This window comes from Serratia sp. (in: enterobacteria) (genome assembly GCF_046715635.1).
Taxonomy (GTDB): Bacteria; Pseudomonadota; Gammaproteobacteria; order Enterobacterales; family Enterobacteriaceae; genus Chania.
In genome coordinates this window covers 1-12,849 of sequence record NZ_JBKJYW010000105.1, presented here as the reverse complement: position 1 = coordinate 12,849, position 12,849 = coordinate 1, and the positions used below count along the sequence as shown (strand labels likewise).

At 53.1% G+C, this 12,849-nt stretch carries 10 protein-coding genes and 1 pseudogene; 5 read left to right on the top strand and 6 right to left on the bottom strand.

All coding sequences use genetic code 11. The annotated features are described in order from the left end of the window. Positions 1-323: 323 nt before the first annotated feature. Genes ACLQ7H_RS05175 through ACLQ7H_RS05165 form a run of 3 tightly spaced genes read right to left on the bottom strand, consistent with a single transcriptional unit; the run spans position 324 to position 4,455 of the window. Positions 324-1,532, bottom strand: coding sequence for an N-acetylglucosamine-6-phosphate deacetylase (locus ACLQ7H_RS05175; RefSeq protein ID WP_411751748.1), 1,209 nt, complete (start codon positions 1,530-1,532; stop codon positions 324-326). Next, the gene (locus ACLQ7H_RS05170) at positions 1,525-2,877 is read right to left on the bottom strand and encodes an adenylosuccinate lyase family protein (protein ID WP_411751747.1); all 1,353 of its coding nucleotides are present in this window, start codon (positions 2,875-2,877) and stop codon (positions 1,525-1,527) included. Before ACLQ7H_RS05170 ends, ACLQ7H_RS05175 begins: the two co-directional genes overlap by 8 nt. 12 nt (positions 2,878-2,889) lie before the next feature. Continuing rightward, positions 2,890-4,455 carry a PTS transporter subunit EIIC gene (locus ACLQ7H_RS05165; protein WP_411751746.1) on the bottom strand — a complete coding sequence of 522 codons (1,566 nt, stop codon included), beginning with the start codon at positions 4,453-4,455 and terminating at the stop codon, positions 2,890-2,892. Between the two features lie 302 nt (positions 4,456-4,757). Here ACLQ7H_RS05165 and ACLQ7H_RS05160 point away from each other — a divergent pair, with 302 nt between their 5' ends. From ACLQ7H_RS05160 to ACLQ7H_RS05150, 3 genes are read left to right on the top strand one after another with little or no spacing between them, the layout of a single operon-like run. After that, complete coding sequence (locus ACLQ7H_RS05160) at positions 4,758-5,792, top strand: glycosyltransferase family 9 protein (RefSeq protein ID WP_411751745.1); 1,035 nt, start codon at positions 4,758-4,760, stop codon at positions 5,790-5,792. Positions 5,793-5,814: 22 nt separating this feature from the next. Continuing rightward, on the top strand, positions 5,815-6,309 hold the full coding sequence (locus ACLQ7H_RS05155; RefSeq protein ID WP_166733636.1) for a molybdopterin-dependent oxidoreductase: 495 nt from the start codon (positions 5,815-5,817) through the stop codon (positions 6,307-6,309). After that, positions 6,306-8,093 (top strand): hybrid sensor histidine kinase/response regulator, encoded by a 1,788-nt coding sequence (locus ACLQ7H_RS05150; protein WP_411751744.1) that lies wholly within the window; start codon positions 6,306-6,308, stop codon positions 8,091-8,093. Before ACLQ7H_RS05155 ends, ACLQ7H_RS05150 begins: the two co-directional genes overlap by 4 nt. Here ACLQ7H_RS05150 and ACLQ7H_RS05145 read toward each other — a convergent pair. Both ACLQ7H_RS05145 and ACLQ7H_RS05140 read right to left on the bottom strand, forming a co-directional pair. Continuing rightward, a complete protein-coding gene (locus tag ACLQ7H_RS05145) occupies positions 8,083-8,934 on the bottom strand; it encodes a helix-turn-helix domain-containing protein (protein ID WP_411751743.1) in 852 nt (283 codons plus the stop codon). The genes ACLQ7H_RS05150 and ACLQ7H_RS05145 overlap by 11 nt on opposite strands. 333 nt (positions 8,935-9,267) lie before the next feature. After that, positions 9,268-9,834, bottom strand: coding sequence for a TetR/AcrR family transcriptional regulator (locus ACLQ7H_RS05140; RefSeq protein WP_411751750.1), 567 nt, complete (start codon positions 9,832-9,834; stop codon positions 9,268-9,270). A gap of 385 nt (positions 9,835-10,219) precedes the next feature. On the opposite strand from ACLQ7H_RS05140, the gene ACLQ7H_RS05135 reads away from it, so the two are divergent. Then, complete coding sequence (locus tag ACLQ7H_RS05135) at positions 10,220-11,440, top strand: Tm-1-like ATP-binding domain-containing protein (protein ID WP_411751749.1); 1,221 nt, start codon at positions 10,220-10,222, stop codon at positions 11,438-11,440. Positions 11,441-11,510: 70 nt separating this feature from the next. Here the strand turns inward: ACLQ7H_RS05135 and spy are convergent, their stop codons facing one another. Beyond that, positions 11,511-12,014 (bottom strand): ATP-independent periplasmic protein-refolding chaperone Spy, encoded by a 504-nt coding sequence (spy, locus tag ACLQ7H_RS05130; RefSeq protein WP_411751742.1) that lies wholly within the window; start codon positions 12,012-12,014, stop codon positions 11,511-11,513. 410 nt (positions 12,015-12,424) lie between these two features. On the opposite strand from spy, the pseudogene ACLQ7H_RS05125 reads away from it, so the two are divergent. Then, positions 12,425-12,849, top strand: a pseudogene (locus ACLQ7H_RS05125) (cyclic di-GMP phosphodiesterase); the annotation flags it as partial.

Sequence of the window (12,849 nt, the reverse complement as noted above, 5' to 3'; positions counted from 1 at the left end):
AAATACCTTTGAAATCAAATTCATGTTGATATTCCTTTCAATAATGCTCACAGAGATATTTCTTTGTGCCAAGTTGGCCACACCTTTTTTATTGATTTGTATACCATTTCAAACGAGCACCCGCAGTGTGCTCACTTTTTGAACTGACGCATATTGATAAATATCAACATATTTTTTTACAGTCCCTCAAATAATTAGATTATGTGACGGCCTTCATCAATCAAGTCGCTGAAATTTTTTGAGGTTGTACCACTAAGAGTTTTAGCCAGGAGGGATTGGAGGCCACCACGGCCAACCAACTGTTGGCCGTGCATTAGGTAAGGTTACAGTGTCTGACGAACGCCCCGGCAGTAGACCTCCACCAGCTCCAACCCTTCATTCAGCACCAGAATATCGGCATCTTTCCCCGGGCACAGTGACCCTTTCCGACTCTGCGCGCCCGCCAGAAACGCCGGATTCTCGCAAGCGATGCTGGCGACGGACACCAGGCCATTATCCAGACGATCGACGATATTCTTCACCGAATCGAGAAAGTTCATCTCCAGTTGCTGCACCGCACCATAGTCACAGGGGCAAACGTGCCGCGTATCGCCACCGTCTGAGGTAATTTCTAACTGCCCCTGTTTGATACGGAAGGTCTCTTTGCGCAGGTAATGGTGAAACTCATAGCCTTCCGGGAAATCGACATAGCCCATACAGTCACTCATCAGCACCATGCGCCGATCGCGTTTCAGGCGATAAAGCAGATCAAATGCCTCCGGTTTGATGGTGATGCCACTCTGTTTCGCAACCTCCGCGTAGGTATCCTGATAGTACATCAGCGCACCGACCACCCCGAGCTCACGGTGATGGAAGCCACGCATCCCGATATAAGCGTGGGTGAAGTGATTTAATCCCGCCTCTATCGCTGCCGTAACCTCAGCAAAGGTGGCATCGGTATGCCCTGCCGACGCGGTGATCCCCTGCGCCCGCAGATGGCGAATCAAATCCAACGCCCCTTCCAGCTCTGGCGCTAGCGTCATCAGGCGGATGTTCTGCCCTGCCAACTGGCTAAAGCGTTCGAATCCCTCAATGCTTGGCCGTTGCAGGCAGTCGGCTCGCTGCATGCCGAGGTGTTTTTCGCTGATGTAGGGGCCTTCCATATGGATGCCGATGGCTTCAGCCCCGTTCGCTGGCGTTGCCGTGGCAATATAGTCGGCAGCCTCCATTAACGACGTCTCAAGGAAATCATTCGGCATCGTGCCGGAGGTGGGCAGGTAAGAAGTGACACCAGCCTTGACCAAATCGTGGCTCATCCACTTCAGTGACGCCTTATTGCCCTTGTAGCCGAACGAACCCCGCCCCCAACCATGCACATGAATATCGACAAACCCGGGCATGACGATGCGATCGCTATGGTCGATGCAGCTACCGGAAAAGTGGCTGACAAACCCGCTGATTTGCCCTTGCTGCACCAATAGATAACCGGCCTTGATACCGTCGGGGAACACGATCCGGTTGGATTTGATAACCCCGGAGCGCTGGTCATCCATGGCCTCTCTCCAAGACCCGGTCCGCCAGTTCATCGGCCAATACGGCGCAAAGGCCGGTATAAGCACCGGGATCCAGCAGCTCCGCAATCTCCTGCGCCGTGAAGTTTTCGGCCATGATCGGATCCTGGCTTAGTATCTCACCGTATTCGAGGTGTTCATGGGTGCTGCGCATCGCCATGTTGTACACCAGCTCATGGGCCGGATCCTTACCTAGCTTATCCACCAGCTTCATCATGATTTTCTCGCTGTTGATCAGCCCGTGCGTCAGCATCACGTTTTCATGCATCCGCTCTGGGTTTATCACCAGCGTACGTGTCAGCTCCTCGGCACGCAGGATAATCTCGGCCATCAGCTCAATGCTCTCCTGCAGGCTGGCATCAAAGATAAAGTAGGCCGAGCTGTCCGCCTCAAACGGCCTTGGGCAGACGTAGAGCACCGCCGTCATCACCGAATACAGCTTCTGGGCGTTAGCAATGATGCCCTTTGCCAGCTTGGGATTGACCTTCTGCGGCATGGTGCTGCTGCCCACGGTGCCTTTGGTGAATGCTTCGGAGACTTCGCCAAACTCCTCGCTGGATGTCTGATAGACCTCTTCAGCGATTTTATGCAGGGTGGTCGCCAGCAAACACAGGTTGCTGATGTACTCAGCGCGGAACACTCTGGCATTGCGTGAAGGCACCAGCATTGAATGCATTCCGAGCTGTTCGGCGACCAGATCCTGCACCGTTCTGCCCGCTTCCCCCGTGGCGTGAAAGGCCCCCACCGCACCGCCCATCATTACGGTGAAAACGCGCTTTTCTGCCTCTTGCATGCGTTCCACCGCCGCCAGCAACTCATAAATCCACACGGAAACCTTATAGCCATAGGTGATGGGCAAGGCATGTTTGCCATGGGTACGCCCCGCCATCAGGGTATTTTTGTGTGCCTTCGCCAGGCGGGCCAGATTGACCAACGTGTCATCGACAAACTTCATCAGATGGCGGTGGAATTTCTGCACGATCAGCAGATGGGCCGTTTGCTGAATGTTTTGGGTCGTCACACCGTAATGCACGTACTTGCCGCTTTCTGCATCACAAGCTTTGACCAACACCTTGATGACAGGTACAAACCCGTGGCCAATCTGGCGCATCAAACGGTCAATCTCCGCCAGATCGATCCGCTCCAACTGGCAGTTGGCGGCGATATTTTCTGCCGCAGCAGCAGGGATCATACCGACCTTAGCCTGCGCCATCGCCAGTGCACCTTCCACGTCGAGCCATGACTGCACCCTGGCTTCGTGGGTGAACAGATCTTTCATGCCCTGATGATCGATGGTTTTACTTTTGGAATCATAAAGTGCGCGCATGCTGTGTTCCTCTTAACGTTGCTGAATGCCAGCAAGATGGTCATCTACCGCGTTACGGACAAACTCGACGTGCGGCCCGAAGACGACGTGAATATGGTTGCTGGAGGGAATAAAGGTCCCTAATGAACCCGCTTCTTTGAGCAACTCCATGTTCATCAGCTTCTGGTCGCCAAGGTCGATACGCAGCCGCGACACACAGTTTTCTACCCGCTTGATATTCTGCCTGCCGCCCAGCCCCTCTACGACCAGCTCCGCCACCTTGTCGTACTCTTTGTTATTGAGCAGCGCACTGTCCGCCATCTCGTTCTCACGGCCTGGCGTTTTGATATCAAACTTGCCAATGGCGTAGCGGAACACGCCATAGAACACCACAAAGTTAATCGCACCCAGCAGCAGCAGGTTCGGCCAGTGGGTGTTTTCATACATCAGCCCGAAGATGCCGAAGTCAAAGATCGTGCCGCGAATATAGCCAATCGAGACGTCCAACATTTGCAGAGGAATGGTTAGCAGGCCGCACAAGATCGCATAGATAACAAAGAGCTGCGGCGCAATAAACAGGAAGGAGAACTCAAGCGGCTCGGTGATATTGCCGAGGAACGCCGTCAGCACCACGGTCAGGATCATCCCTTTGGCGAATTTCTTGTTTTTGAAATAGGCCATGTGATACATCGCCAACCCGATAGCCGGAACGCGGAACAACGTGGTCAGCATCTGCGACGAAGCCAGGTAGCTGGACAGCGTTGGCATGAACTCATTCCATGCCGGATGGTTGGGCCCCAGTTCAAACAGGATCTTGTTCATGGCGGGCAGAATACCGACGTAGGTTTGCCCATCAATCAGATAGGTGCCGCCCGCTTCGGTAAAGCGCACCGTCGAACTCAGGACATGGTGCAAGCCAAACGGGATCAGCAAACGGTTCAGGGTCATGTAGATCCCGGCACCGATATTCGGCGCCATCATCACGGTGGAGATGCTCCGCATCCCATAGGTAAACACGTCCCACACGAACGGGATTAGCAGACCGACCGGAATGGTGAAGGCAATCGACAGGATGGCGACCGATTTTTTCCCGCTGAAGAAGGCAAAGGCCAACGGCAGTTGCAGCCGATAGAACCGGTCTGTCACCTTGGCGGCAAGCAAACCGGCAATGATCCCTCCCAATGCCTCTATTTTCAGCGTATGAATGCCGAGCACCATGCCCTGCCCGACCATCGCCATATTCTCCGTCACCAATTGATCCATCACTTTCAGATGCACATGCATGGAAATCAGTAAGGTTAGATAGGCGATGACCGAAGCGAAGACCGCAATGCCCTTTTCCTTCTTCGACATGCCATAAGCGACCCCCATGGCGAACAGCAATGGGATATTCTGGAACACCACGCTGCTGATTAATCCCACCGAAGAGAGGATCGCCTTGCAGTAGGTATTTCCCAGAAACGGCAGTTTATCGATCATATACGCCTGGCCCAGCGCGCTACAAATCCCCATTAACATCCCCACCGGGGCTAACACGGCAATAGGCAATAATAGGGAACGCCCAAACGTCTGTATTTCGTTTTTAAAGTTGGATTTCATTATCTGGCCCCTGGTTTACTTTACCGCTCTATCAAACAATGCCAGCGCTCCCCCCATCAAGGCCAAATACTGGCTGATTCAAAGCTCATTTTTTGCCCGTCAAAAAACAGGGCTTGGAGCCAATTAACAGGCAGGCAAATCTCCGCCCTGGTCGTTTTCAGACAGGCGGTTAGCGATAAGGCTTAAACTCCAATCTTTTTAATGCTATTTCGCTTATTCTCACCTGCAAAGCGCGACGTTTTCTGCCATTCTTTTGCCTATTACTCCTAGCCTTAGCTGCACCTTCGTAGACAGGACAAATCATGGAAGTGTTAACAAGGGATGAAGTGTTATATCACCGGGGAAGTTTGCTGACAGCAGACGGCGTCATGGTCGCCTCATGGGATCTTGAGCAGCAGGAGAGTTTTTCCGGTGATTATTTTAGCCTGGCGGGCTACCGCGGTATCCGCAACGCCGCTGCGGCCCCTTTCAGCGTGGATTTCTGTAGCGAATCAGTCGTGCACATTATAAATGGCATGGGCGTAACGCTGGGCGATTCCATTATTGGCCTGACCGCGCTTGAAGCGCTACGCGAGTTTAATCCCAACCTGCACACGATTATCTACCGGCCAGGGCGCGCCCCCCACTATGTTGATCAGCTTTATCATCTGGCGGCGGGCGTGGTGGCGGATCTGCGTTGGCTGCCGTGGAAAGCGGAGCATATTCCTGAACAAGAGCTGTGTATTGATGCCGGTAATCAATTGTTCTGGCCAGCCTTCACCACATTGCCGATGATTGATTTTTTCCTGCAGGCGCTGGGCGTGGAGCCTGCCGCTATTCCTGCTGCGGCGAAAGCCAACCGCTGGATGCAAAAACTGTGTCTGCCGCCGTTACCTGAGCGCTGGCAGAATAAGCCCTACGTGCTGTTTTGCCCCACCGCCAGTACGCCGTTACGCAGCATTCCGGCCAGTGCCCATGTGCCATTGGTGAATGCCCTGTGGGAGAAATTTTCCTGCCCGGTGCTGGGGTTCGGCGCAGTGGATCATCCGCATTATGTGGATATTCAAGCGCTTTCCGCCGCTACCGCTGATTTCCTGGCCTGGGTGAAGCATGCCCGCTATGTTCTGACATCGGATACCGCGGCGGTGCATATTGCCGCTGGCTACGATGTCCCGACGACCGCCTTCTTTACCTCAATCGCTCCCGAACTGCGGGTACGAGACTATCCTTTATGTCAGCCTGTCTATTTTGCCATCCCCGAGCTGAACAACGTGCAGGCCAGCGCCAGAAAACATGACCTGGAGCGGGTCGAACTAGCCTTTACTACCCTGATGCTAAACGAATTGCCGTGGGCGTGATCCCCGGTCTGGAGAACTACCGATGCTGTTGACCGCCATGAGAAATACCGCGTTTGCCCTGCTGGCTTTGGTCATTACCCAAACCAGCGCGCTCAGCTTTACCCTGGAGGTTGGCGGCAAGATTAAAAACACCACCGACGCCGAGAATAAAACCTATGTCTTTACGGATAAAGAACTGTTTGCCATGCCAGTACACAGCATCACGACCACCACTTCGTGGACGCCCAGAGTAAAATTCGATGGCGTATTGCTGGCAGATATTTTGGCTAAAGTGGGTGCCGAAGGCACCATGATGACGCTCTATGCGCTGAACGATTATTATATTGATGTGCCCATCTCGGACGTGGCTAAATACAATATGATCCTGGCCTATAAAATGGGCGGGGAAATGTTAAAGGTGCGCGATTTCGGGCCGCTGTTTCTGATCTATCCCCGCGATGCCGGGGGCGCGGAGCTCAACTCTCCGCTGTATAACTCGCGCTTTATCTGGCAGATCAACAGGATCGTCATTAAATGAAGTCAGTCCGGCTTAAAGACAGCGGCAGGTTGGCTATTCCGGCCATTTTTGCCGCCTTATTCCTGCTCGCCTCGACGGTGACGCTGTATTACTACAGTGCCACCTTGTCCAAAAAGGGGCTGTATGCCGTTGCCGGTACGCAGGAGAACTACTCTTGGTCAATCGCCAAGTTCGCCATCAAGCTGGCGGAATTTGAAACCCTGGTGGAACAGCAAAAAAGCACCAACCAGGTGGATATCGATAACCTGAGGCTGCGGTTCGATATTCTCTATTCTCGCTATTCGGTGCTCGCCCGCCCGTCAGAATCAACCCTGCCGCTGTACCACGAACCTGGATATCCCGAGCTCGTTGAACAGATGCGCCTTGAGATAACCCAGCTGGACCAGTTGGTCAACAGTCGTCAGGTGGATCTGGGGCTGATTTCGCAGGCCATGCAACAGATCAAACCCTCCGCGATTATGATGGCCAACCTGGCAGATCACGCTGAAGTGAAGCAGCGCACCGGGGCCTACGAAGATTTTATCGAGAAAAGACACATCATCTTTTATGGCCTGGTGATCATCATGTTCTCGGTGATCGCGCTGATTGCCATCACGCTGATTGTCATTCGTCAGCAGCGCCAAACCATCAGCCAGCAGTCGAAGGCCATCCGTGCGGAGCAAAAGGCTATCAGCACCAAAAACGCCTTCCTCGGGGCCATCGGGCATGAGCTGCGCACCTCGCTGCAAAGCATTATGTCCGCCATCGATGTGCTGACCAATACCCGCGTATCCCATGAGCACCAGGATACCTTCCACCGGCTGGAAACCGCCGCCGAACAGATAGAAAGCCAGATGAAGGATCTCACCGATTATGCACGCCTGGACAGCGGCATGATGGAGCTGCGCATTGTTCCCTTTAATGCCCAGCAGGTGATCGACGAAACGACGGATGAAATCGCCATGCTGACCCATAAATCTGGGGTCAAGCTGGTGCGCGAAGTGGAATTCACCCATGCGCAAGTCTATTCCGACCCACAGCGGCTACGGCAAATCGTGGTTAACCTGCTGACCAACGCCTTTAAATATACCGAAAGCGGCACCATCACGCTGCACAGCTGCCTGCGTAGCCAACCGGCGGGAAGTTCATTGATCATCGAGGTTACGGATACCGGCATCGGCATCGACAATGCCCTGCTGCCACAGATTTTTGAGCCCTTTACCCAGCTCGATCAGTCAAACACTCGTCAGTACAGCGGGGTTGGCATGGGATTGGCGATCGTCCACGGCCTGGTCGAATTGCTCGACGGCACGATCACGGTGTACAGCGAAGTGGGGGAAGGCAGCACCTTTATCGTCAGCATTCCCGTTGAGATCAGTGAAGAACAGTTACCAGAGCAAAGCCCGCGTCCGGCAACGACGCTGTTGAAAAAACAGCAGCAAATCCTGGTGGTAGACGACAATCCTGCCGCAGGCATGGCCTTTATCGCCCTGCTGGACAAGTTGGGCTATCAACATGAACTGTGTGACTCATCGGAACGTGCGCTGCAAAAGCTTTTGCGGCGGCCTTACGATGCCTTACTGCTCGATCTGCAAATGCCCGGCATCGATGGTGTGGCAGTGGCGCAACAGCTGCGTGACCAGCGTGGCCCGAACCGTAATATCCCCATTATCGGCATCAGCGCCTATACGCCGGAGCTGCTGCCTAGCGAGCAACGCGCCATGTTTGACGATTATCTGATGAAACCGGTACGCATGGAGGCGCTATCCACCTCGCTCACGTCGCTGTTTGTCGCTACAGATTAAAGCACCGTTGCAGTGCGGCTTCTATCACATGGAGCCGCACCGGCTTTTCATACGGGCCGAGCACGTCATAATCACGCATCGCTCTGGCAATCTCTGACTCGCGCAAATCGGTGCCCAACTGGCCGGTCAGCACCAGGATCGGCGCATCCGCGTGATCGGAAGTGCGAATGGTTTCGATGCATTTCTGCGCCGTCTCATGGCCTATCAACCAATCCACCACGTAGCCATCAAACGGGCTTTTGGCCAGCGCCTGGCAGAAACTGCTGACGTCATAGAAAGCTACGGCGTTGAATCCTTGGCTATTGAGATACTTGGTCAGTTCATCTGCCGCCTGATGTGCATCGTCCAATACCGCAATGCTCAGGCGATCGTCCTCGATATGGCCGGGGCGGATCTCGATCAGTTCAACAGCAAAACGCTTGCCCTGCGGGGCTTCAGTGGCCCGATAAACGACCCACTGCCCGTCCTGCAGCAAGCCAACAAACTCAGCCTGCTTGCCGCCCTCCAGTTCACTGCCAATGTGTGCCACACAAGGTAACGCCACCCCGGCCAGCGAAAAGATGGCATTCTGTGCCACAATGCACCCAACAGGCTCACTTTCTGGGAGAATATCGACGATGGACGCCGGCGTTCCTCCCAAGGCGAGTGCTACGCTGTTGATTTGTTCCAGCGTCCATGGGCTCTGGCCTTTCAGCTTGCGATGAGCATGGGAAAAACTCAGATCCAGAATGCGGCTGAGTTCCTTGGCATGTTGTCGCTTACCGATCCCATGTTGCAAAAAGAGTTCCCTGACCTTGCCTGCAATCGACTGCGAATCGAATTTTTGATGATTGTTTAACATGTTATCCTTCGATATTTTTCGCTGATTTTTCAGTCGCTTTGACACCTATCCGTACAAAAACGTTATCGAAATCTCGCATACTATACAATCTTAGCCCAATAGCTTGCTTGACACGCCATCTTTTATGGTCAAACATGGTATCAGAAGTGATAAATTATAAAAACGATAGTAAAACGTTACGCCAGTAATAACCATAACGACACCAGGGAAATTATAAGCCGGCAGCAACACCTGATTAAAGTCTCGACGGGTAGTTGTAAGCTGAGCAAGTTTAACCGCAGAGTTAATTGCTTCACCCCTCGTTAAGCCGGGGCCCGCAAGGGTTCCGGTTTTTTATTTGGCATCATTGACCCGCTCGGCGGATGACTCCCCAGCGCTGGCATCTTCCTCGGCCTGGCGAAGGATGGCTTTGGCCATCCACTGGGTCACATCCTGAATATCATCGAGCTCTAAACCCCAAATGTCCTTCAGCACCAAGAACACTTCGGAACCATAAATCAGCGAAAAGGCGTGGATCACGCGTTGCAGGGCTTCAGCGGGGAGTTTGTTCTGCAAGGGTTCCACCGCCAGCTTCAACAGCCGCTTGCGATTGCCACGCACAAACTTTTCGCCCGGCGTGGCGTTGGCCCATTGCTGGAGCGACAGCTGTAACGCTGCACGCAGCGCACCTTCATGCTGTTCCATCTGCGGATAGGCAAACGCCAACAGTTGATGAATACGCTTGAGCGCATCGTTATCCTGCGGCTGCCATTCAAGGATCGGCCCCAGGCTGTTCGCCACAACGGCGGAGATCAGGGCACTTTGGGTGGGAAAATAGCGATAGGCGGTGGCACGGGAGACCTGCGCATGCGCCGCTAGCTCAGTAATCGAAGGAAAGACACCGCCATCGTAGAGCTCCATCGCACAGGCCAGCAGCAAGCTACGGGTTTTAGCCCGAGTCTGTGTCAAAGATTCATCCCGTGGAGCGGGAAATGCGGATATTGGCACGTTTTCCTCTAACTTCCTCGTACCTTCCAACCTTGGAATCAATACGATAGACAGCCTCACCGACAGATCCTGGGCCCATCGGCAGCGTAAAAATCACAGCTAAGATAGCCAAAAACGGGATATAAGTCTCACTTTAAACAAATTAATGCTTGCAAAAATGATACGGCAGTCTCATTATGGCCAATAAATAAACGATAGTACCTTATTGTCCGACACCAGGGTTTCCAACCTACAATAATAAATAGTATTGAAATCAATTTGTTCAGACCTTTGTCTGAACCTTTTCCAGGAACAGATGATGAGCAGCACCCCAGGTTTTGTCTATATTGCTACCACAGCAGATACTAAAGGACAAGAACTGGAATATGTCCGTCATCTGATCGCCAATCTCGATTTACCCGTCATCACTCTCGATCTTTCCACCTCCGGTAAGCCTTCTCTGTATCACACCGACGTTTCTGCGCCGGAGATCGCGGCTTATCATCCGGAAGGTGAACAAGCCGTTTTTTGTCCTAATCGCGGGCAGGCGATGGCGGCGATGGCTATTGCTTTTGAGCGCTTCATACTCTCACGCCGTGATGTTGCTGCACTGCTCGGTTTGGGCGGCTCTGGTGGCACCGCGATCATCACACCCGCCATGCAACAGTTACCCATCGGCCTGCCAAAACTGATGGTATCGAGTATGGCTGCGGGAAATGTCGCTGGCTATGTCGGCTCCAGCGATATTGCCATGCTGTATTCCGTCACCGATATCGCCGGGCTAAACCGCATTTCGCGCAAGGTATTGAGCAATGCGGCCAACCAGATAGCCGGGGCCATCCGCTTTCATATCGATGACGATGCCGACAGTAAACCCGCCACCGGCCTGACCATGTTTGGCGTCACTACGCCTTGTATCAAGGCCGTGACCAGCGCCATTGAGCACGACTGGGATTGCCTGGTGTTTCACGCGACCGGCAGCGGGGGCGAGGCCATGGAAAAGCTGATCGACAGCCGCTTGCTCAACGCCGTATTGGATCTGACCACCACCGAAGTGTGCGACTATCTGTTTGATGGCGTGCTGGCCTGCAACGAAGATCGCTTTGGGGCCATTGCCCGCACGGAGATCCCTGGGGTGATGTCATGCGGAGGACTGGATATGATCAACTTTGGTCACCAGAAAACCATTCCGGCCCGCTATGCCAATCGTCAATTTTATTGCCACAATAGCCAGGTCACGCTAATGCGCACCACGGCGCAGGAGAATACCCAGCTGGGGCGCTGGATTGGCGGCAAGATGAACGCCTGTGCCGGGGAGGTATGCTTTGTGGTACCGCTGGGTGGCTTTTCAACCTTGGATGCGCCCGGCCAGCCCTTCTGGGATCCGCAAGCGCTGGACGCTTTTATTCATTCTCTGGAACGGACGCTGATACAGACCGCAAAACGCCGGTTGCTCAAAGTGCCGTACCATATCAACGATCCCCTGTTCGCCGCGGTTATTATCGAACAATTTAATGCTATTGCTGCAACGGCTAAATAATCCTTTCAGAAAATAAAATAAAAAAAGCCGGGCAATTAACCCGGCACTTTTATGATGATAACAATGTTAATTATTCAGCAGCAGGCTGTTGATCGCGCATTTTTTTCATATGCTCCATCATCTTCTGCTCGCGTTTCTGATAATTCTCATTGTATTGTTTTTTCTGCTCTGGCGTTAGCAGGTTATACATTTTATTTTCTGCTTTAGCGCGTTCCAGCATGTGTTCGGATTGCGCTTTGGCGATCGCATCGATCTGGGCTTTTGCCTTGGCTTCGTCGAAGTTTTCAGAAGCGACCATGCTGTGCAGTGCCTGGCGCTCTTCTTTAGCACCCGGGCCGCGTTTTTGATGCGACTCTTTCATGATATCGCGCATCTGCTGGCGCTGCTCTTTGGTCAGGTTCAGGCCGGCAAACGGGCCTTCTCTGCCTGGGCCTTTATGGTGCATCATTTTCGCCGGAGCGGCGGTTGTGGCCGATGCGGTTGCCGGGGCGGTTGTGGCGTCGGCAGCGAAGGCGGCAGAAGCAGAACCCAGAGCTAACGTTGAAGCGACAAATAAAGCAGTCAGTTTACGCATTATCATTTCCTTAAAAGTTATTCTTCATCAGGAGCGCTGTACGTTAACAGGCTCACTATCTCGTCGTCGGAAATAATAGTATGCGCATGAATATATAGTAATGCGAGGGAGTGTAAATTTTTTAAAATCAAAAATGGCAATATTCGTCAATTATGAATAAATTATGGAGAAGGCGTCTGTTATTTGGAAGATTACATTGCCCTAGCGTAATTATTAGTGTGGCTTTTGCCCGCCTCCAGCTAGGGATTAATTTAGCATCCCTAGCCACAACCCTGACTCAACGAAGCCAAAAACTGATTTTCGCACACTGCGCGGTTCTCTTTTACACTCTATACAGACGTCGTTCACGCGATCCCATCGTCTTTCAGGCTGCAGCGTAGGGTCCGGCCGTCCCTTTTTGAGGAAAGATCATGTTCGCAGAGCAAGGCCCGATGCTTCTTAACACCCACTTTGGCACCAGCAGCCCTTACTGGCATCTGGCTTTTGACAGCAATGCCCTGGAGTTGACGGCAATCAAAGGCAAAACGCACCTTGCCGTGACCCTCGACGAAATGCAGGCGGCAAAAATCCGCCGTCTGAGCGGGGTCACCGCTAGCCTGGATCTGACCATCCAGCTCAGCGGCCAACCCATCCACCTGCATTTGGTTGGCCGCCGGGTCAATAAGTTTGAATGGGCAGGCACCGCCTCTGCCTATACCGATACCGAGGCGGTAGCGCGTGATTTGGTACACGGCCTGTCATTTGCCGAACAGGTGGTGTCAGAGGCCAATTCCGTCATTGTCATCGTTGACCAACACGGCCGCGTCCAGCGCTTTAACCGCCTGAGCGAAGAGTA